Source organism: Sphaerisporangium siamense, from assembly GCF_014205275.1.
GTDB classification, from domain to species: Bacteria; Actinomycetota; Actinomycetes; order Streptosporangiales; family Streptosporangiaceae; genus Sphaerisporangium; species Sphaerisporangium siamense.
On sequence record NZ_JACHND010000001.1, the window covers coordinates 920,477 to 937,129 of the forward strand.

General features: G+C 67.8%; 25 protein-coding genes. 2 read left to right on the forward strand and 23 right to left on the reverse strand.

The genetic code is table 11. The features are described 5' to 3' along the window. Positions 1–13: 13 nt before the first annotated feature. The 7 genes from BJ982_RS04230 to BJ982_RS04265 form a co-directional block, all read right to left on the reverse strand. Entirely contained in the window at positions 14–814 is an 801-nt protein-coding gene (locus tag BJ982_RS04230) for an HK97 family phage prohead protease (RefSeq protein ID WP_184876736.1), read from the reverse strand. After that, positions 811–1,989 carry a phage portal protein gene (locus BJ982_RS04235; RefSeq protein WP_184876738.1) on the reverse strand — a complete coding sequence of 393 codons (1,179 nt, stop codon included), beginning with the start codon at positions 1,987–1,989 and terminating at the stop codon, positions 811–813. Before BJ982_RS04235 ends, BJ982_RS04230 begins: the two co-directional genes overlap by 4 nt. Continuing rightward, the gene (locus tag BJ982_RS04240; RefSeq protein ID WP_184876740.1) at positions 1,986–2,180 is read right to left on the reverse strand and encodes a hypothetical protein; all 195 of its coding nucleotides are present in this window, start codon (positions 2,178–2,180) and stop codon (positions 1,986–1,988) included. The genes BJ982_RS04235 and BJ982_RS04240 overlap by 4 nt, the downstream gene beginning before the upstream one ends. 14 nt (positions 2,181–2,194) lie before the next feature. Continuing rightward, positions 2,195–3,730, reverse strand: a complete 1,536-nt coding sequence (locus tag BJ982_RS04245; protein WP_203959509.1) for a terminase large subunit domain-containing protein — start codon at positions 3,728–3,730, stop codon at positions 2,195–2,197. Further along, positions 3,699–4,208 carry a helix-turn-helix domain-containing protein gene (locus tag BJ982_RS04250; protein ID WP_239123798.1) on the reverse strand — a complete coding sequence of 170 codons (510 nt, stop codon included), beginning with the start codon at positions 4,206–4,208 and terminating at the stop codon, positions 3,699–3,701. The genes BJ982_RS04245 and BJ982_RS04250 overlap by 32 nt, the downstream gene beginning before the upstream one ends. Next, the gene (locus BJ982_RS40855) at positions 4,138–5,169 is read right to left on the reverse strand and encodes an HNH endonuclease signature motif containing protein (RefSeq protein ID WP_373869715.1); all 1,032 of its coding nucleotides are present in this window, start codon (positions 5,167–5,169) and stop codon (positions 4,138–4,140) included. Before BJ982_RS40855 ends, BJ982_RS04250 begins: the two co-directional genes overlap by 71 nt. Positions 5,170–5,356: 187 nt before the next feature. Beyond that, the gene (locus BJ982_RS04265; protein WP_184876746.1) at positions 5,357–5,659 is read right to left on the reverse strand and encodes an HNH endonuclease; all 303 of its coding nucleotides are present in this window, start codon (positions 5,657–5,659) and stop codon (positions 5,357–5,359) included. 171 nt (positions 5,660–5,830) lie between these two features. Here BJ982_RS04265 and BJ982_RS04270 point away from each other — a divergent pair, with 171 nt between their 5' ends. Beyond that, positions 5,831–6,094: a hypothetical protein gene (locus BJ982_RS04270; RefSeq protein ID WP_184876748.1), complete on the forward strand. Its 264-nt coding sequence runs from the start codon at positions 5,831–5,833 to the stop codon at positions 6,092–6,094. Between the two features lie 125 nt (positions 6,095–6,219). Here the strand turns inward: BJ982_RS04270 and BJ982_RS04275 are convergent, their stop codons facing one another. The 16 genes from BJ982_RS04275 to BJ982_RS04345 form a co-directional block, all read right to left on the reverse strand. After that, positions 6,220–6,414, reverse strand: coding sequence for a helix-turn-helix domain-containing protein (locus BJ982_RS04275; RefSeq protein ID WP_184876750.1), 195 nt, complete (start codon positions 6,412–6,414; stop codon positions 6,220–6,222). After that, positions 6,411–6,728: a hypothetical protein gene (locus BJ982_RS04280; protein ID WP_184876752.1), complete on the reverse strand. Its 318-nt coding sequence runs from the start codon at positions 6,726–6,728 to the stop codon at positions 6,411–6,413. The genes BJ982_RS04275 and BJ982_RS04280 overlap by 4 nt, the downstream gene beginning before the upstream one ends. Next, complete coding sequence (locus tag BJ982_RS04285; protein WP_184876754.1) at positions 6,725–7,039, reverse strand: hypothetical protein; 315 nt, start codon at positions 7,037–7,039, stop codon at positions 6,725–6,727. The genes BJ982_RS04280 and BJ982_RS04285 overlap by 4 nt, the downstream gene beginning before the upstream one ends. 4 nt (positions 7,040–7,043) lie before the next feature. Next, positions 7,044–7,280 carry a hypothetical protein gene (locus tag BJ982_RS04290; RefSeq protein ID WP_184876756.1) on the reverse strand — a complete coding sequence of 79 codons (237 nt, stop codon included), beginning with the start codon at positions 7,278–7,280 and terminating at the stop codon, positions 7,044–7,046. Continuing rightward, entirely contained in the window at positions 7,277–7,951 is a 675-nt protein-coding gene (locus BJ982_RS04295; RefSeq protein WP_184876758.1) for a hypothetical protein, read from the reverse strand. Before BJ982_RS04295 ends, BJ982_RS04290 begins: the two co-directional genes overlap by 4 nt. Positions 7,952–8,112: 161 nt before the next feature. After that, on the reverse strand, positions 8,113–8,493 hold the full coding sequence (locus BJ982_RS04300; protein ID WP_184876760.1) for a hypothetical protein: 381 nt from the start codon (positions 8,491–8,493) through the stop codon (positions 8,113–8,115). Further along, positions 8,490–9,227, reverse strand: a complete 738-nt coding sequence (locus tag BJ982_RS04305) for a hypothetical protein (protein ID WP_184876762.1) — start codon at positions 9,225–9,227, stop codon at positions 8,490–8,492. Before BJ982_RS04305 ends, BJ982_RS04300 begins: the two co-directional genes overlap by 4 nt. Positions 9,228–9,301: 74 nt before the next feature. Continuing rightward, the gene (locus BJ982_RS04310) at positions 9,302–9,622 is read right to left on the reverse strand and encodes a hypothetical protein (protein ID WP_184876764.1); all 321 of its coding nucleotides are present in this window, start codon (positions 9,620–9,622) and stop codon (positions 9,302–9,304) included. Further along, positions 9,622–9,864, reverse strand: coding sequence for a hypothetical protein (locus BJ982_RS04315; RefSeq protein WP_184876766.1), 243 nt, complete (start codon positions 9,862–9,864; stop codon positions 9,622–9,624). The genes BJ982_RS04310 and BJ982_RS04315 overlap by 1 nt, the downstream gene beginning before the upstream one ends. Next, entirely contained in the window at positions 9,864–9,992 is a 129-nt protein-coding gene (locus tag BJ982_RS38930) for a hypothetical protein (RefSeq protein ID WP_260413674.1), read from the reverse strand. Before BJ982_RS38930 ends, BJ982_RS04315 begins: the two co-directional genes overlap by 1 nt. An 88-nt stretch (positions 9,993–10,080) precedes the next feature. Continuing rightward, positions 10,081–10,512: a hypothetical protein gene (locus tag BJ982_RS04320; protein WP_184876768.1), complete on the reverse strand. Its 432-nt coding sequence runs from the start codon at positions 10,510–10,512 to the stop codon at positions 10,081–10,083. A gap of 14 nt (positions 10,513–10,526) precedes the next feature. Continuing rightward, positions 10,527–11,045: an HNH endonuclease gene (locus tag BJ982_RS04325; RefSeq protein WP_184876770.1), complete on the reverse strand. Its 519-nt coding sequence runs from the start codon at positions 11,043–11,045 to the stop codon at positions 10,527–10,529. Between the two features lie 157 nt (positions 11,046–11,202). After that, positions 11,203–12,762, reverse strand: a complete 1,560-nt coding sequence (locus BJ982_RS04330) for a DNA primase family protein (protein ID WP_184876772.1) — start codon at positions 12,760–12,762, stop codon at positions 11,203–11,205. Then, positions 12,763–13,662, reverse strand: coding sequence for an IS5 family transposase (locus tag BJ982_RS04335; RefSeq protein WP_311772216.1), 900 nt, complete (start codon positions 13,660–13,662; stop codon positions 12,763–12,765). Continuing rightward, positions 13,646–14,818, reverse strand: coding sequence for a bifunctional DNA primase/polymerase (locus BJ982_RS04340; protein WP_184876773.1), 1,173 nt, complete (start codon positions 14,816–14,818; stop codon positions 13,646–13,648). Before BJ982_RS04340 ends, BJ982_RS04335 begins: the two co-directional genes overlap by 17 nt. Positions 14,819–14,875: 57 nt before the next feature. Next, entirely contained in the window at positions 14,876–15,280 is a 405-nt protein-coding gene (locus tag BJ982_RS04345) for a helix-turn-helix domain-containing protein (protein ID WP_184876775.1), read from the reverse strand. 558 nt (positions 15,281–15,838) lie between these two features. Between BJ982_RS04345 and BJ982_RS04350 the strand changes: the two genes are divergently transcribed. Beyond that, positions 15,839–16,639, forward strand: coding sequence for a helix-turn-helix transcriptional regulator (locus BJ982_RS04350; RefSeq protein ID WP_184876777.1), 801 nt, complete (start codon positions 15,839–15,841; stop codon positions 16,637–16,639). Positions 16,640–16,653 lie beyond the last annotated feature (14 nt).

Consider the following 16,653-nt stretch of genomic DNA (forward strand, 5'->3'; position numbering starts at 1 on the left):
CCGCGGGGGGTGGCTAGTCGTCCTCGTCCTCGACGAGGAGCTGGGTGCGGATCATCGCGATCGACCGGCCCGTGGCCGCCGGCGCGCTCGGCGCGGCGGGCGCCGGGGCCGGTGCGGGGCGCGAGGGGGCGGCCAGGTCGGCGCGCTGGGACAGCAGGGTGTAGGCCTCGCGGGCGACCAGCGGCGGCAGGTTCGGGATCTCGGCCAGCAGCTCCCCGCTGCGGGCCGAGATGGAGGTGTGTGGGTTGGCGCCGTAGGTCACCGGCCCGACGTCGCCGCGGTCCAGATCGAAGGCGTCGATGCGGTACTCGGTGTAGTCCGGCGACCAGTGCCCTGAGGTGATGCGGAACATGAACGACTGCTCGCGCACGTCGTCGTCCTCGATCGCTTGCACCAGCAGCTGCACGTCGGATCGCTTGGGGTTCAGCCAGGCGCGCTGGCCCAGGCCGGTGTCGTCGGCCCACAGTTCCAGGCGGCCGTTCTTCGTCCCGGCCATCGGGGTGCCCGCGTGGTTGAAGCGGAAGACGACCTCGGGGCTGGCCTCCAGCGTCTTGTCGGCCGCGCCGACGCTGACGATCTCGGTGTACGGGCCGTACCAGTCGTACATCTCGTAGCCGCGCTCGAACGCGCTGGCGTACCCCTCGACCTCGAACCACTGCTGGCCGTCGCGCTCCACCTTCTTGGCGCGCAGATGCGAGGCGAACCGCACCTCCGGCGCCTCGGGCCGGTCACGGGGCAGGGTCATGGTGGCGGAGCGGGCGGCGGCCGCGCGCTCGGCCGCGGCGGCCGCGCGAAGCCCGGACAGGTCGGTCATAACGATCCTCCCGAAGGGGTCGCGGTGGTCGCGGCGGGCTGCTTGTTGGGCTGGCCGAACAGCCGGTCGAACTCGGCCAGCTGGGCCTCGGTGAACGGCGGGCGGTTCTCCAGCTCGCGCGCCTCGCTGGGCGCGAGCGTGCGGGACTCGATCTGCGTGCGCAGCACGGCCGCGCGCGTCTGCGGGTCCATCCGCAGCAGCGCGTCCGTGTTCAACTTCACGTACCGCGGCCGCGGAGTGAGCCGGTTCAGCGCATCCTCGCGGCGGGTCACGGTCGGTCCTAGGTGCATGACCAAGAAGTCCAGGTGCCTCTGGGTGATGCTGGCGTAGGTGATGGATTTCGACGACACCACGGCGTCGATCAGGTCCCCGGGGCAGTCGAAGAACCGGGCGACGTCGGCGACGCCGAACTGCTTGGCCTCGATCCACGCCGAGCCGGCCGTCTCGGCCTGGAGCATCTGGTACTCCCAGTCCGACCCGGTCACGAAGACGTCCCCGTTGGCCACCGAGGCCTTGAATCGCTTTTTGATCGCGTCGGACTTCTCGGGAGTGAGGATCTGCTCGGTGTTCTTCAGGTGCGCCGCAGGGATCGCACCACCGCCGAACCAATCCAGCGCGAACTCCTGGATGCTGAGGTACTCCCCGATCGCCCAAGCGGCGTACGCGACGGGCGACAGGCCGACGTGCAGCCCGGCGACGGTGTACTGCCGCTCGTGCCAGACCTCTCCCGGGTCGTACTCGGTCCCGGCGATCCGGTACGCGGCGAGCTCCCCCTTACGGATGATCACCGACACCTCAGCCAACGGCACCAGATCGATCCGGGAGGGCAGGCCGAGGCCATCGCGGGCGGTGATCAGCCCGAAGGTGTTGCCCGCTCGGTCCAGGTCGAACTGGGTGCTGTACATCCACTCCAACATCCCGACACGCTCACCGCCCGGGCTGACCAGCACCGGCGGCTTGGGCACCTCGATCTGCGCGCCGAGCACTCGCCGGTAGACGTCGATCGGAAGCGTGCTGACGAGGTTGGCGCGCAGCCGCAGGCACGCCCACACCGCGCTGTGGCGCAGCGCCGTCTCGTTGGTCACCGACACGGTGCCGGTCCGGGTCTCCGGGCGGCGCGGGATGAGCTCGGCTGCGGTCTGCCCGGGGTAGGCGCGGCGGTGGAACAGGCTCACAGCTCACCGGTCCGACCCGCGGGCGCGCGCGGCGCGCTTCGCCGTACGGCCAGCCACGATCCCGTCAGCACCACCAGGCCGGCGCCCGCCAGCGCGCCCCAGCCGATTAACGGCAGCAGCGCCGCGCACGCCCCGGCCGCGACCAGCAGCAGCCCCAGCACGTCCAGCAGGGTGGTCACCAGCTCACGCATGCCGACCCCCTCTCTTAGTACACCGAATCCAGCGGGTCATACGGCGCGCGAACCTTCGGGCCGACGATCAGCAGCGCCCACCGGGCGAGCGTCGCCCCCATGAACGGTGAGACGTCGGTGAGCGACCGGCGGCGGTCCAGGACCCACGCGTCCCCCGACGGCCTGGTCATCGCGCCGGTCACCGCCGAGGTCATGTCGACCTGGTCGGTATGGACGATCGTGGCCTGCGTCATCGCATCAGCCATCTGGCCGCACGCCTCGACGATGTCGTTGGTCCGCATGATGATCAGGTCGCCGCGTTTCGGTTTGTCCTTGTCCTCGGGGGCCTTCACGCCGGCGGCGTCCAGGTCGTCGATGAGGCTGCCTGCAGGCGACCCGGTCGAGGCGATCGCGATGGCCACCGGGTCCCACAACCGCCGCAGCCGCACGATCGCCGCCACCACCCAGGCCGTCCCCGGGCGCCGGTCGACCAGCTCGACGTGCACCCGGCCGTCCGGCCGCAGCGCCGCCACCACCAGCGACGACCACGCCCGGTCGTGGCTGACCTCGATCGCGAGGGCCAGCTGTACGCCGGGCTGTGACTGGCGGTCGGCCAGCCCCGGCCACTTGCCCTTGGGCACGTTCGGGTCGCTCGGCGGCGCCTTCTTGCGGGTCCGGTTCAGATACGCCCGGTCGAACTCGGCCGGGTCCATCCGGTCCAGGTCTCCGCGAATCGTCGCTTCCGAAACCGTATGGCCTAGAGCTGGCATGCATGCTCGCCACGTCGCCGGCTTGTCACGTGGCATGTCGTCGGGGGCGTACCACTCGAAGTGCGCCACTGCGGGATGTCGACCCTCGGTCCAGAGTGCCTCCATCAGCTCTCGCCCACGGTCGCGTTTCCGGTTCAGGTAGACGCTTTTGTCAGTGCCGCCCGCGCTCGCCCACCACAGCTGCGCCATGTCCCGTGTTGACTGCGCTGGCACAAACGCCTGCTCCAGCCGGTCATCCTCGTGGGCGAACGCCTCGTCGATCACCCCGAGGTCAAGCGTGGCGCCGTGCGCCGCCTTCTCAGTGTTGGAGGTGATGCCCATCCGGGACCGGGTGTCTTGCCAGATGATCTGCTCCTGGCCTGTGGTGCGCCGCACCCGGAAGCGACCCGCCAACCGCGACCCGTCCAGGACCTCAACGAACTCCTCGTCGAAGCGGCGGAATGCCTCTGTGCGGTTCTGGGCTGCATAGATGACGCGTTGCCGATGCCAGGCCATCAACCGGTGAACGACGACGCCCAAAACGATCGTGGTCTTGCCCTGCTGTCGCGGAATCGACAGTCCGACCTCGCGGTATGCGAACAGGCCCGTGTCTGGGTCCAGCTCGAACGCCACATCCAAGACGTATTGTTGCCACGGCATGACCTTGTAGCCGAGGCGATCCATGACCGTCGCGACCCGCGGCCCCATGGTCTGAAACTGGGGGCGACGAGGCGGCCCCCAGCGCGGCGGGCACGTCAGCCCGTACAGCTCGGCGCACTGCTCTCGCAGTTCAAACGGGGTCTGCCAGATCGTCGAGCTCATCGTCATCAGACTTCTCCGGCCGCCCCTCCAATAACTGCGCCAGCGTCGCGCGGAGCTCCCGATTCAGCTGAGAGAGGAGCCTGTGATCTTCACCTCCGCCGGCATCGATCTCCATCGCGAGTCGGCACGCCATCTGTGCGAGTGACGGCTCCACGCCGACCAGGTCACCCAGGGCCTCGATATCGGCGCGCACGGCATCGGCCACAGGGCCGTACACGAGGCCCGGCTCGTTGTCAGTACTGGTGAGCAGCAGCGCCGGACTGGCCCCCAGCGCGTTAGCGATGGCCGCCAGGTCGTCGACGTCGATCCGCCGCGAACCCGACTCGATCTTGCTCAGGACCGAGGCGGTCAGCGGTCGCCCGGCCGTGCTGACCCGCTCGGCCAGGTCCCGCTGCTCCAAGCCGCGATCATGCCGGAGCCGGGTGATGGCCCCGGCCACGTGCTGGCCGACCACTCCGATCTGAGGCCTGCTTGCCATGGCCACCTCCGTAGTGCACGGCTTGTTCGACCGCCCCGTGCTCATATCGCTGCGGCCAGCGTGCCATCACGTCCGGATCGCCGTACATGCGCGCCGCGGCGTACGCAGCCCCCGGATTCCCCAATCCCAGCTCGTCCGCAATGTCCTGCCACTTCATCCGTGCCGCCCGCAGCTCTGCGGCACGCCTCCCAGCTTCTAGCCGGATGTGATGACGCGAAGGCTCACATGTCCAGCAACGCCCTTTTCGCAGTTCTGTGCCACACGCGCAACGTGGGACCACAGGCCGGACTGGCATTGGAATGAACGCTGAATCCTGAGCCCACAAGGTGAGTTGATAGCCGTCGAGGTCCGAACCGTCGTACGGACGGCTCAGGTTGCACGTACGGCAGATGATCCGCACGTTCCCGATCGAGTGCGTACCGCCGGCGGCGATCGGGAGTATGTGATCAAGATGCTTGCTGTTCGGGCGATCCGCCTTGCTTGTCAGCCGAACGGAACACAGAGGGCACTTGCGCGCCCGCGCCCTCAAGCCGCGCTCATAGGCGGGCGTGACATCCGACAGCCGCCCAACGGTGCGACGTCGATGGTTCTTCGCGATCCACCGCGCCCGCGCCCGCGCCGTCGCACAACTCTCGCATAACCGGCCGACAGAGGTACGCCTGCGCGTCGTCGATTTGCCGCAGTCATCGCACGCGCCCGGCGACATGCGGAGGCGGCGAGCGCAACTCACAGAACACGCGCGCTGCTCGGAACTGGCGCGCACCTCGAACGTGGCCTCACATACGGCGCAACTCCGGGTCTCATACGCGACCCGCCGGCCGTACGGCTGGCTCTCCTTGCGACGGCAGGGATGGCAAACCGCCTGTCCTTGTGGGAGGGTACCGCGCCCTCTCCACAGCAGCGTTCCGCAGCGAGCACATGGCACGTCAGGACGATGAGGCATGTTGGTGTCTCCAGGCATACGGAAGCCCCGGTGCCTGGAGACACCGGGGCTTCCTTCCTGCCGTGATCAGCGGCAGGCGTCAGTGATGATCATCTTCGTGAGATTCCCCCACGCACAAAAAACGCTCAGCTGCGAGCGGGGTCGCGACCTATCCGATCTTGGAAAAGCTTCCGCAGGTCAGCGGCTTGCACGGCGTTTGTGCAGGTCAGAGGCGTGACGGCCCGGCGTACCAGTCTCTGCTGGTGACCAGGCGGCGCACTTCGGCGAGCGGCTTGTCGCCCTTCTCGTTGTTGCATTTGCGCAGGCAGACGGGGCAACCGTCGACGCCGTGGATGGGTGCCATGTTCTGCGGGTCGAGCCGGGCGCCGCCGCGCTTGACGGCCACGATGTGGTCGACGGCGTCGGATCCGCCGTGCCCGCACACGATGCACACGGTCGACGTGGCGAGGATCCGGGCCCTGGTCTTGCGGTACTCGTACGTTGCGAGTTCGGCCCGCCCAGCGGCCACGCGCTCACCCCCTGCGCTTTCGTGGCAGGCGGGGCGTCTGCCCCTTCTTGACCTCGACCTTGGTGCGGAGGCACCTGGTGCACCGGTACGTGCAAGGCCACCTCCTGGGCTGGCCGCAAGAAATCCGCGACCTACCGGCGAGTAGCTCGGCGACCTAGGTAGGTTGCCGAAATGACCAATATGGGGGAATTTCGGTGGAACTTCGATGACCTCGGTGACCTGGACCCGCACCGGGTTCAAGATTTCGTGCAGACGCTGAAGGCTGTCACGGAGAACGCCTACCTGCAGGTCTCCGGAAGGCCAAAAGAGGAGGTGGTACAGACCCTTCGGCGTGAGTGGAACAGGCAGTCTTTCGACCGCTTCCCCACCCGAATCATGGAACGTCTTGCTGAGCCGATCAGTCAGGGCGTCAAGCCGGTGTTCAAGCGCGAGTGAACGCCAGATTCACCGAGATCGGGAACTGGCTCTCCTCAGACACGAAAGCCCGGCGCTGTGGCCGGGCTGGTTTCGGAGATGGCTACCGCACACCCCTGACTTCCGTCAGATCCGACGATACACGATCATGTGCGGCGGCGGTGCTTGTGCTTGCGCTGCTTTTCGACCTCGAAGACGTCGCTGAGCCGGTAGACGTTGGACCGGCCTCGGCGGCCGGCCGGGGCGAGGTAGCCCCGGCGGACCCAGTTGTCGATGGCGGCGATGCTGAAGCCGACCTCGGCGGCGGCCTCGGCCGTGGTGAACAGGTCCTCCTCGGTCACGTGTGCGACTTCCCTGTCGGCAGGTCGTCGAGGCATTCGCCGATGGGTGTCCAGATCGTGCCGCACCGGCAGCGGTGTTCGGACCCGTCGTGAGGACCGAGGACGCAGCGGTAGCGCCTGGGGACGCGGGACAGGTGGGTCTCGGTGGTTTCCGGGCAGGCGGCGGGGACCACGGCGAAGCCCTGCCGGGCGAGTCCGGCGAGCAGGTCTTGGCCGAGGGCGACCGCGGCGCCGCCCTGGGCGTAGCCGGAGCCGATGAGGTGTTCGGCGAGGGCTTCGACTGCGGCGCGCGGCATCGGCTGGTCCGTGTTCACGGCGCCGGCTCCTCGCCCTCGCCCCGGAACTGGGCGAGGGCCCCCTTGACCTGGTCCTCGGTCCAATCGCAGGAGTCCCACCATTCGATGGCCTTCCACACCGCGGCTAGACGCCTGGCCCGGACCTCGGCGCGGATTCGCGACTGGCGCAGGATGACAAGGAGTTCCTCGGTCTCTGCTGCGGCGTCTGCGGCGTAGCCGAGCCCCGCGAGCCGGTCAGCCATGGATCGCAGATCCTCCATGCGGCTGTACCGGGCGAGCTCATGCAATTCGTCGTCTTGGTACAGGTAGTTGTACGAGCCTCCGGACATCGGGCTACCCCTCCTGCGAAGTGGTTGGTTCGTGGGACTGGTCAAGGGCGGGCGGTGCGGGTTCGCGGATGACGAGCGCCCGGCCCCACGGCGTGGACTCCTCGGGTGCGTCGGCCATGGTGAGCACCTGGCCGTGCTGCTCCTCCCAGACGCCAGCGAGCGCGCCGAGGACGGCGGCCGTCACCTCCAGGCGCGCCGGGAGCGGGATCACGGCGAGGACTGGGCGGTCGCGGGTGGTCATGCTGTCTTCCTCGCTTCGATGGTGCCGGCGAGCTCGGGCCACTCGGAGAACGCCCAACGGTGCCGGCGGGGCCGTTCGGCGTGACAGGCGCAGGTCTCGTCGTCACACCGGCAGGCCGCGTTGACACAGACGAACGCCAAGCTGTCGAGGAGGCCGCGGATGGACAGGGCCCCGCAGGTGGGGCAGCGGACGCCGTGGAGCCGGTGGACGGGTTCGTGTTCGCCGAGGGCGCGGCGCACCTGGCGGTGCATGCGGTGGACCTCGTCTTCGACGTGCTCGGCGAGGTCTTCGTCGTCGGCCACGCGGCCGAGGAGGAGGCCGAGGTCTTCGAGCCGCTGATCGGTGGTGGCGCTGGCGCGAACGTCGAGGCCGAGGCGTTCGCAGACGGCGGCTTCGAGGTCGGCGATGGAGGCGTCCAGGTCGGCGAGCAGGTCCAGGACGTCGAGGCTGAGCGGCGCTTGCGCGTTGCCGAGCGACTTCAACCCCATGGCCATGTTGAGGCGCTTGGCTTCGCGTTCGGCGCGGGCGAGCTGGTCCATCCTCGCCTCCTGTTCAGGGGTCATCTCGTGCTGGTTCCACCGCCGGGGAGTCCCGGGGGCGAGCAGGGCGGGCAGGAGGCGCAGGCCGGCGCGGATGCCGTCGATGGCGGTCGCGGTGCGGTCGATGTTCAAGAGACTCCCCGAAGGTGGCGCGGACCGACGTGAGTGAGGTCCCAGCGGGACCTCTGCGGGCGGAGGGCCGGGATGACCCTCCGCCTGGGGGACAGTCCCTCTCGGGAGGGGCTGTCCCCGAGGTGCTGGGGCAACCGTTGGGGTCTGCCCAACAGCTGGAATCAGGGAAGCGGGTCAGGCGGGAAGACGCCGTACTCGCGGTGCAGGCCGCGCAGCACCTCGAACCCGGCTTCGGTGTTGTAGCGGGCCATCAGTTCGTTGGAGCGGCGCCGGGCGCCGGCCTGCCACTCGCGGGGCAGGGTGTAGCGGGCGAGCTGGCCGAGGGCGATGAGTCCGGTCTGGCGGGCCCATTCGGTGTGGAAGACCTCCACCGAGGGGGCGATCATCAGGGACAGGGTCCGCACCGGGATGATCTGCTCGCCGTGGTCGGGGGCGCCGGGCTTGTCGAGTACGGCGATGTGCGGCCACAGGTCTTCGTACCCGGGGACCGGCTTGACGTCGCGGCGCCCGCGGTTGGTGCCGTCCGGCCTGTTGGCGGTCATTCGCCCTCCTCCAGGTTGATGTTCGGGCCGCGGAGGGCCTTGGCGCGGGCTTGTTCTTCGGTGAGGTCGGTGTGGAACAGCTCGTCGACGGAGGCGGGGATCACGGTGCCGTCGCCGTTCATGCGGACCACGGGGACGTCGTTCAACGTGCCGCTCATGAACTTCTTCATCCCGTGGGCGAACAGGTCGGACATGTTCGACATGAGCTCCTTGCCCCATGGGCTGGCGGCGATGAAGGCGAGGAGCCGGTCGCGGGAGAGCAGGTAGTCGCCGTAGTCAATGTGCCTGGGCTGGCCGGTAGCGGGGTTGATCTCGGATTTCTCAGCGACGCACCACAAGCGGAGGTCGAGGTAATCGCGTAGGCAGGCATAGCCGAGGAGCCCGTCGCCGCGTTCCTCGTCCATCTCCCGCTGGTCTTCCAGGGCGTGCAGGTGCTGCTGTCGAGCCCATTTGCACGCCTCCCAGATCGGCATGCCAAGGGCTTGGGCAACCTCGCTGAGCAGGCAGTACTTGCCTTCGGGGCCGTAGAAGTAGACGGGCGCCTGCCCGAACCCGGCCAGGTCGACCATCTCGCCGGGAAGGGCGGGGGTGATCGGGGTGTGGGTGTTGAACTTCGTCAGGGCTTCGACGACTCGGGCGGCCTGCTCGTCGGGGCCGTAGTCGCAGAGGTCCTCTTCGACGCGGGCGACGATGGTCTTGGCGAACTGCTCGAAGGCGGGATTTGAGGGGGTCACGGTTCCCCTTTCGATGGTCGTGGGATCCTGTTGGCGGCCGGGCCCGTCTCCACCGGGCCCGGCCTCGTGGTTGGTCACGCGTGGATCGGCGCGACCGGGATGGGGTTGGGGTAGCCGGCGAGCAGCACACCCCAGAGCGCGCGGGACGGGTCGTCGTGAGGCACCTGCTGGGCGTTGTGCTCGGCGTGCTCGCGCTGGGCGATCGGCTCGCCCGCGAGGTGCTCGGAGCACATGAAAGCCACCGAGGCAGCGGGAGCACCGTCGGCCCACGTGTCCGGAACTGTGGCGGAGATCACGGCCGCGACGGCCAGCTCGTCGCAGTCGAAAGAGTGCTCCCCCTCGTGGTCGCACCGCCCACCGTGGCGGTAGTCCTTCGGGTTGATCGTGGTGGTCATCACGGCTTCCTTCCGTTGATCGTTCGGACTCGGTCGGTGATGTGAGTGAGCTGTTCGGCTCGGCGGAGCGTCTCGGCGGTGATCTCCGAGCGCAGGGCGTGGTTGCGTTCGACCTCGGCGCGGCGTTCGGCGTGCGCCTCGGTGACCATGAGGGTCAGCGCCTTGGCGTGGCTCCTGTAGGCGCCGGCCAGGCATAGCACGCCGACGAGGGCGACGGCCAAGGCGGTGACGACGGTTTCCATCACGCTCTCCGCCGGCCGAGACGGGCAGCCTTCTGCTCGGCCACGAGCTGCATGACCTTCGCGGCGTGAGCGACGCAGATGAGGATCAGCGCGTCCGGGGACTGGTCGAGGCTCGGGTTGCTACACATTTCGTCGTTGCGCCGCCGGTACCGACAGCGCAGTTCCCGCCCAGGTGCGGCAGGGGGCCCCTGGATAGTGGTCATGGTTGTTCCCTTCTCAGCGCTCAAACCGGACCAAGCCGGTGGCGCGGTCGATCTCGGTGAGCCGGAGGCCCTGATCACGCCAGCCGTCGAGCTCGGTCCTCATGGCGCGGAGCTCCGCCAGCTTCTCGGGGGCGAGCGGCTCGGTGCGGGCGACCTCCTGGGCAAGGGTGGTGAACCACCGCTCGAAGGACCAGGACTCGCGCATGGCCTCGGCCAGGCATTCAGCGAGGTGGGTCCCCAACCACACGTAGCCACCGGCGTCGGTGATGCCCTCGAAGGCCGTCAGGCGGGTGTCGCCGGACTGGACCCGGTCAGTGAGCCGCTTCGCCATCGTGTGGATGTGGTGGCCCAGCATGGGATTCGGCTCTCCGCCGACTTCGGTGATGAATCCGCTGCCGAGGTCGACGAGGGACTCGGCGAGCGCGCGTGGCGTCGGAACGGTCATGTCCTCTCCTAGGGTCAGGCAGCCACGGGCTTGACCGTGGGCACGCTTGTGAAGCCCCGGCCGAGGTATCCGGGGAGGTTTGCAAGTCGCCATTCGTGGGCGACCCAGGCGGCTTCCTGCACGGTGTCGTAGGTGCCGAGATGGACAGCGCGGCCACGCACCTTGCCTTGTGCAGCCCACCGGCCGTGCCGCTTGCACACTCCCCGAAAGCCGGAGGCGGCCGTGGTCCTCCGGTTCGCAGAGTTCTCAGCGGCGGTCACGAATCTCAGGTTCGAGCGGCGGCAGTCGTAGGGGTCACCATTGATGTGATCGACGATGCGACCGTCGCCTCGCTGGGCACCGAGCACCCAGCGGTGGACCGGGAGCCTCTCGCCGCCGTCGCGGAGCTGGGCATATCCGTGACTCCCGAGGGAGAGCCGCCGGCCGTCGAGGCGCTCGGCGTCAGCGAGGTCAAGAAGAATCGGCACTGGTCCACGGCGGCTGGACGCGAGCACTGTTACGGCCTCGAAGTCCAGGACGGTCTGAACGTTCATCAGGGTCGCCTCCGTGTCGGATGGCTGAGGTATGGCTAGCCATGTCTTGGCTGGTGGGACCGGCTGTGCCAGACCTGACAGACCCCTTGGAATCTTTTGCACGCCCCACGTGGGATGGGGAAAAGTTATGGGAGGGTCTGTCAGGTCTGGCACGGCGCTATTCGTCCTGGTCAGGCTCGTCGTCGGTGCGGTACCGAACGCCGACGTACACGACGGGGCGTTTGGGGATCGGCGCGGTGTTGAATCTGTCGAGCCCGTGCCTCACCAGGCCGACAGGGCTCGTCGTTCGCTTCTCCTCGACCCCGTGGCGGTTCGTCTCCGTGTGGCTCTTGAACCGGGGGTGGAACAACTCCTTGGGCCAGGCGTTGTGGCCGTTGCTGGAGAGCCACTCGTTGAACACGGCGAGCAGGTCCGTGCTGAGCACGCACGCGCCGGGGTCGGGGACGAGGCAGTTGTCCCAGAACCCCAGGATCCTGTCCGCGTCGGCCCGCCACGCGCGTGTGTCGGCCGCGACCTTCGTGGTCACCGCGAGAGCCGTGTCTGGGTTGGCATGCCAGCGCTTGGCGCCCTCGACTACCCACGTCACGATCGCGTCATACTGGCCGCTGCGGTTGGCCTTGATGCGCGCCTTGAGCCGGGGGTCTCCATGGCGTTCGTCTGCGCGACGGCACTCTTCCCCGGGCTTGCGGAAGGTGTAGGGGAAGACGAGTAGGGCGAGCCGCCGCCAGGTGCCGTGGTCGGTCTCGTTGACGACGGGCAGGTAGTTGGTGGTGGCGAACAGCGAGTGTGTCGCCTTGAACGTCATGTTCGACTTGTAGACGTGCCGAGCTTTGATCTCGCCGACGTCCATGATCCGTTTGATCGCGGTGATGTTGAGGGCGCGGCCCTCGGTCATCTCCTCGGAGACGAGGAACCGCTGACCTCGCAGGCTGGCTCGTTCTTCGGAGTGCTCGTTGGTGGTGGCGAGCAGCTTGTCGCTGGCCACGTCGGCGTAGTCGCCGAGTGCGGGCACGACGCCGTCCGTGCTGAGCAGCGACTTGCCGTTCTCGCCGCCGCCCTGCATCAGCACGAGGATCCCGTCGGGGTTGGTGTACCCGGTGACGGCCTGTCCGGCGCGGGTCTGAAACCACACGCGTTCCGGCTCGGGCAGGGCTTCGATCGCCTTATCCCAGTCGGCATGGGTGAAGCCCGGGCGGTAAGAGCCGCGGGTCATCTTCGTCATGAGGAGCTCAGGGTCATGGCGCAGCAGGTCGCCGGTACGCAGGTTGACCACGCCGCTCGGGGTGTTGAGCAGGTCGGGGTCCGCGTCGAGCTGTTCGGCAATGGTGGCGATGCCCTCGATACCCCGTGCCAGGCCGGTCACGTTGCGGACCTTGGCTGCGCTGAGCAGCGTCTGAAGCTCCTGAAGGCGCTTGGGGTTGAGGTTGGGCCCAGCCTGTCCGATCTTCTGGTTGAACTGGTCGGCGAGCCAGTTGCGAACGACCTCGCAGACGATGACGTCGTCTCGGGCGCCCCAGCGCCGGGTGTCCCATTCCAGCCAGCCGAGGCCGATGCACCACCGCCATCGGCCGCGTAGGACGTCCTCCGCGGCGAGTTCCGCGAGCACGGAGTCGGAGACGTCACCACGCTCACCGCGGCTCCCCTGCCGGCCGCTCTCTCCTGACTCGCATGGAGCGTCCGGCCATGGCACATCGTCGATCAGGACCGTCGCGCTCACCTAGGGCGTGTTTCGAAGACAGGTGAGCCAGTCGTTGATGGCGGCGATGTGGGCGGTGGCCTCGTAGCGGACGGCGAGTTTGTCGTACCTGGTTGCGATGGCACGGTTGCGTTTGAGCAGGTTGATGCCGCATTCCACGGCGTGGCGGGCGCGGTAGAGCGCCGGGTCGAACTGTGGAGGACGGCCGCCGCGGCTGCCGCGCCGCAGCCGGGCGGCGATCCGGTCGGCAGGCTCAGGGATGACGCACCCGATCCGGCGCCGGCGCAAGTGAGCACGGATCGCCCGCGATGAGTACGCCTTGTCGGCCAGCACCACATCGGGCCGGGTACGAGGCCGCCCCGGTCCCGGCCGGGACACGCCGATCCCGGCCATGACCGCGTCGAACTGCGGTGCATCCCCGCGTTGCCCGGCCGTCACCACCAGCGACAGCAACCTTCGGCCCCGCTCACACGCCAGGTGCAGCTTGGTCGACAACCCGCCCCGCGAGCGCCCCAGAGCGTGATCGGCCGGCTCGGTCCGCACCCCGCCAGGCGGTTCGGCCTGCAACGTCGCATCCTTGCGAGCACCGGCCGCGTGCTGGTGCGCACGCACGATCGTGGAGTCCACCCCGACCTGCCAGCCGATCAGCTGTGCGGCATCGGCCATCGCCTGCAGGCCGGTCACGATGCCGTACCAGGCGCCGGAACGCTGCCAGCGGCGAAACAACCCGTACACCGCCTGCCAGGAGCCGTAACACTCCGGCACATCCCGCCAGGGCGCTCCCACCCGTGCCCGCCAGCGGATCCCATCGATGAGCTGCCGCTTGCTCCACTTCGACGGCCGTCCTGATCTCCTTGGCGCGGGCAGCAGCGGCTCCAGGCGTGCCCATTGCGCATCGGTCAGGTCAAACCGCCTCGTCACCGCTAAGGTGGCCACGAGGTCTCCGGTGTGAAGGTTCTTCTTGGTCGATCAACCTTCTATCGGAGACCTCACTGCATGTCCGGACATGACACGCCGTCACACAGCGGACTTCGAAACAGGCCCTAACCCCCTGAAGGTGGCGGGGGTTGCGCATCCCGGCGTTGATACCCGAGGTGATCGTGGCCTCGATCTGCCGGGGGTTGCAGTTGGTGTCCTGGTCGAGGCCGATGGAGTAAGCGGCCTGCGTGAGGGCGCTCTCGGCATCGTGGCGAGGGAGGACTCCGGCGCCAACGAGCGTGCCGAGGATGAACGCCGCACGGTTGAGCTCGTCGTTCCGGCCGAGCCCCCTACCGCGAGCGTCGAGGATCCGCTGAACCTCGCCCCGTACGGCGGCGGCAACGTACCGGTCTCCCGTCTGGGGCAGTGCCACCGGCCGAGGCCTGGAGCTTGACGGGGGCCGATCCCGCAGGTGAGCGGCGATGCGGGGGTGGAGCGGGGCCAGGGGCAAGGGGATCGTGTCCCCCGCCCACCGGTACGGCGTGCCTGTCGTAGGGCTGCGGGATGGGCCGACGACGAAGTACGCCCCGTCCGCCTTGATGTCCACGCCGGGGCCAAGCTTGTTGGAACCGCCCCGGATCCGGCCGCCCGGGTGTGCGTACACCAGGTGCCAGCCGCCGGAGGCGGATCGCTGGGCAGCGGTGCGCTGGAGGACGCCAGCCTCGCGCAGGCGGGCGGCGGTGGCCATCCCGTCAACGCCATGACCGTTCACGGTGTCGATGTCGACGACAACGATGCCCGAGGGCAGGCCGGTGCGGATGGCGACGAGCCCGCGGGGGTTGCATCGCGCCATCTCGCGAAGCCGGTCAGTGTCGTCGGTGGCGGCGTAGAAGCCGTGGCAGGTCAGGCACTCGCACGCCTCACGCTGCTCGTTGGTGACGTGCTGTTCGTCGCACGGCGCGCAGTTCTTGAGCGGGACCTTGCCCGCGCTGAGCATGAAAGGCTTCATCCCGGCGTCGCGGTAGGCGAGCATCGCGTCGAGTTTCGACATGCCCGAGGTGATGGTCACCGAGGACGGGGTCGCGGTGGTGGCGACCGCTGCTTGTGCGCGGCCGGAGGAGTCGACGCCGAAGCCCTCGGCGTCGTTGCCGATGTTCACAGGTAGTCCCCTGGTGGTTCAAAGATCGTGGCTGTGAGGCGGGTGAACCGGTGGGGACTACGAGGTGAGCGTGTTCGCCTGGCCGCGGAGACGCTCGATGTAGGCGAGCAGGGACGCCCGAGGGATCCGGCGCCCGCGCCCCCGCTGGCCGATCACGACGGTCTCCAACTCGCCGGCGGCGATGAGCCGATAGAAGTGTGCCTTCGAGCAGTTCAGCTGAGCGCGGGCCTGCGCCGGAAGCAGCAGGAGGGGAAGGTTCTCGATCGTCTCAGTGGAGGTGATGTCGACGGAACCGCCCGCGATGAGCGGCAGCTCAACGTACTTGCCGCCGACCCGGTAGGCGTGGCGGAGCCGTCCGCCATCCGCGAGGACGCCGAGGTAGACCGGAATAGATCCGTCGATTTCGGGACGTTTGTCTGGATCGATTACCGGCGCGTGGGCATGCCAGCTAAGGTTGGCCATCGGTGGCTCTCCCATCAGGTGACCTTTTGCGAAGGGGTGGCTTGGGGCAGAGTCCGGGGCCTGGCGAGGATGATCGGAGTGTTGGCGCACTCCGCCTCTGCCGGGCCCTTTCACTGTCCGGGGCCTGGTCTTGCTCTTGGCGTCCAGAGCGCACAGCGGTGCCCCTGGGACTCCAAGAGACTGGATCACGGATTAGGTTACACCCACCTCGCCGCCCTGGGAGTAGCTGAACCATCCCCAGGGCGCAGGAACATCTAGGAACCCCATCACTTTGCTGTTAAGCACAGTTACCAGTCGATGAGCCCGTCGACACTTAGTGATCGACCAGTCACCGACCGATCAAGGTGTGGCACGAACGCCAAGGTGCATAGCGGAAGCGGACAAGATGGTCAACGCGACCACCATGATTCTCTAACAGACGTTCGAGCGGATCCCGCCCGTCTCTGCAGGGCTTTGCACACGTTCCCACGGAGGATCGAGTCTCACCAACGGCAGCCAGTAGCACACATAGACAACAAGATGTTGCGCGCGCGCAACCCTGCCCGATACTGTCTCTCCGTGTCTCGCAACGTCTCTGAGAGTGTCACCGAACCCAATCCGTTCTGGTCATGGCTCCACACTCACGCCGGCGGCCTGGGCTATCGATCGGAGGCCCGGCTCGCCCGCGCACTGGATGTCAGCCCCACGACCGTTATGAGGTGGAAGCGCGGCGCTAAGCCAAGCATTGATCAACTACTTAAGATCGGGGAAGTGCTCGGCGTGAAGCTGGAGCCCCTGCTAGTCCTTTCAGGACTCGTGCCCGCCGAGGCTCTCGGAAACCCCGACATGCCAGTATCGCCATCGCCGGTCACTCCGGGAGAACGCCTCATCATCGGATCCGGACTTGATCAGCATCTGCAAGATCTCTTGCAGAAGTATTGGAAGTCTCGACTGTCTGAAGAGCGTTCGAGGGTCGAGAAGCTGATCGACATGATGAAATCAGACATCCGCTTGGCGATGCTAGACAACACGGCAGCCTCCCAGATGTTGTCGAAGCTGCCACAAAGCGACCTGCAGGAGCACCTTACCGAAGTGATACTGCAATGGATCGTGTATCAGCACGTCAACGCGGCGGCGGCGGACAAGCCTCGGCGCAGGCGCAGGCCCCCCACGATCGAGGACGTTGAGGCAGTCAACGCGCAAATCCGCGACGCTGCCGCGATCACCAAGACGGAGGACGGAAAGTTCGTCTTCGAACTGGGCGGGAGTACCGTCGGCGCTAATGTTCGAAGCAACTCGTTTGATACGAAAGAAGAGGCAGAGGCGTTTCGCGACGCATTCTTGGACGCCTTCAAGGTTCGGCCGTTGGTCGACTCCTGAGTCAGTAGCGGAAG

What these genes read in the sequence shown, in the direction of transcription:
- BJ982_RS04230 (WP_184876736.1), bottom strand. Translation starts at nt 814, where the DNA reads ATGACCGACCTGTCCGGGCTTCGCGCGGCCGCCGCGGCCGAGCGCGCG.
- BJ982_RS04240 (WP_184876740.1), bottom strand. Translation starts at nt 2,180, where the DNA reads ATGCGTGAGCTGGTGACCACCCTGCTGGACGTGCTGGGGCTGCTGCTG.
- BJ982_RS04245 (WP_203959509.1), bottom strand. Translation starts at nt 3,730, where the DNA reads ATGAGCTCGACGATCTGGCAGACCCCGTTTGAACTGCGAGAGCAGTGC.
- BJ982_RS04250 (WP_239123798.1), bottom strand. Translation starts at nt 4,208, where the DNA reads ATGGCAAGCAGGCCTCAGATCGGAGTGGTCGGCCAGCACGTGGCCGGG.
- BJ982_RS40855 (WP_373869715.1), bottom strand. Translation starts at nt 5,169, where the DNA reads ATGCCTGGAGACACCAACATGCCTCATCGTCCTGACGTGCCATGTGCT.
- BJ982_RS04270 (WP_184876748.1), top strand. Translation starts at nt 5,831, where the DNA reads ATGACCAATATGGGGGAATTTCGGTGGAACTTCGATGACCTCGGTGAC.
- BJ982_RS04285 (WP_184876754.1), bottom strand. Translation starts at nt 7,039, where the DNA reads ATGTCCGGAGGCTCGTACAACTACCTGTACCAAGACGACGAATTGCAT.
- BJ982_RS04290 (WP_184876756.1), bottom strand. Translation starts at nt 7,280, where the DNA reads ATGACCACCCGCGACCGCCCAGTCCTCGCCGTGATCCCGCTCCCGGCG.
- BJ982_RS04300 (WP_184876760.1), bottom strand. Translation starts at nt 8,493, where the DNA reads ATGACCGCCAACAGGCCGGACGGCACCAACCGCGGGCGCCGCGACGTC.
- BJ982_RS04310 (WP_184876764.1), bottom strand. Translation starts at nt 9,622, where the DNA reads ATGACCACCACGATCAACCCGAAGGACTACCGCCACGGTGGGCGGTGC.
- BJ982_RS04315 (WP_184876766.1), bottom strand. Translation starts at nt 9,864, where the DNA reads ATGGAAACCGTCGTCACCGCCTTGGCCGTCGCCCTCGTCGGCGTGCTA.
- BJ982_RS38930 (WP_260413674.1), bottom strand. Translation starts at nt 9,992, where the DNA reads ATGTGTAGCAACCCGAGCCTCGACCAGTCCCCGGACGCGCTGATCCTC.
- BJ982_RS04320 (WP_184876768.1), bottom strand. Translation starts at nt 10,512, where the DNA reads ATGACCGTTCCGACGCCACGCGCGCTCGCCGAGTCCCTCGTCGACCTC.
- BJ982_RS04325 (WP_184876770.1), bottom strand. Translation starts at nt 11,045, where the DNA reads ATGAACGTTCAGACCGTCCTGGACTTCGAGGCCGTAACAGTGCTCGCG.
- BJ982_RS04345 (WP_184876775.1), bottom strand. Translation starts at nt 15,280, where the DNA reads ATGGCCAACCTTAGCTGGCATGCCCACGCGCCGGTAATCGATCCAGAC.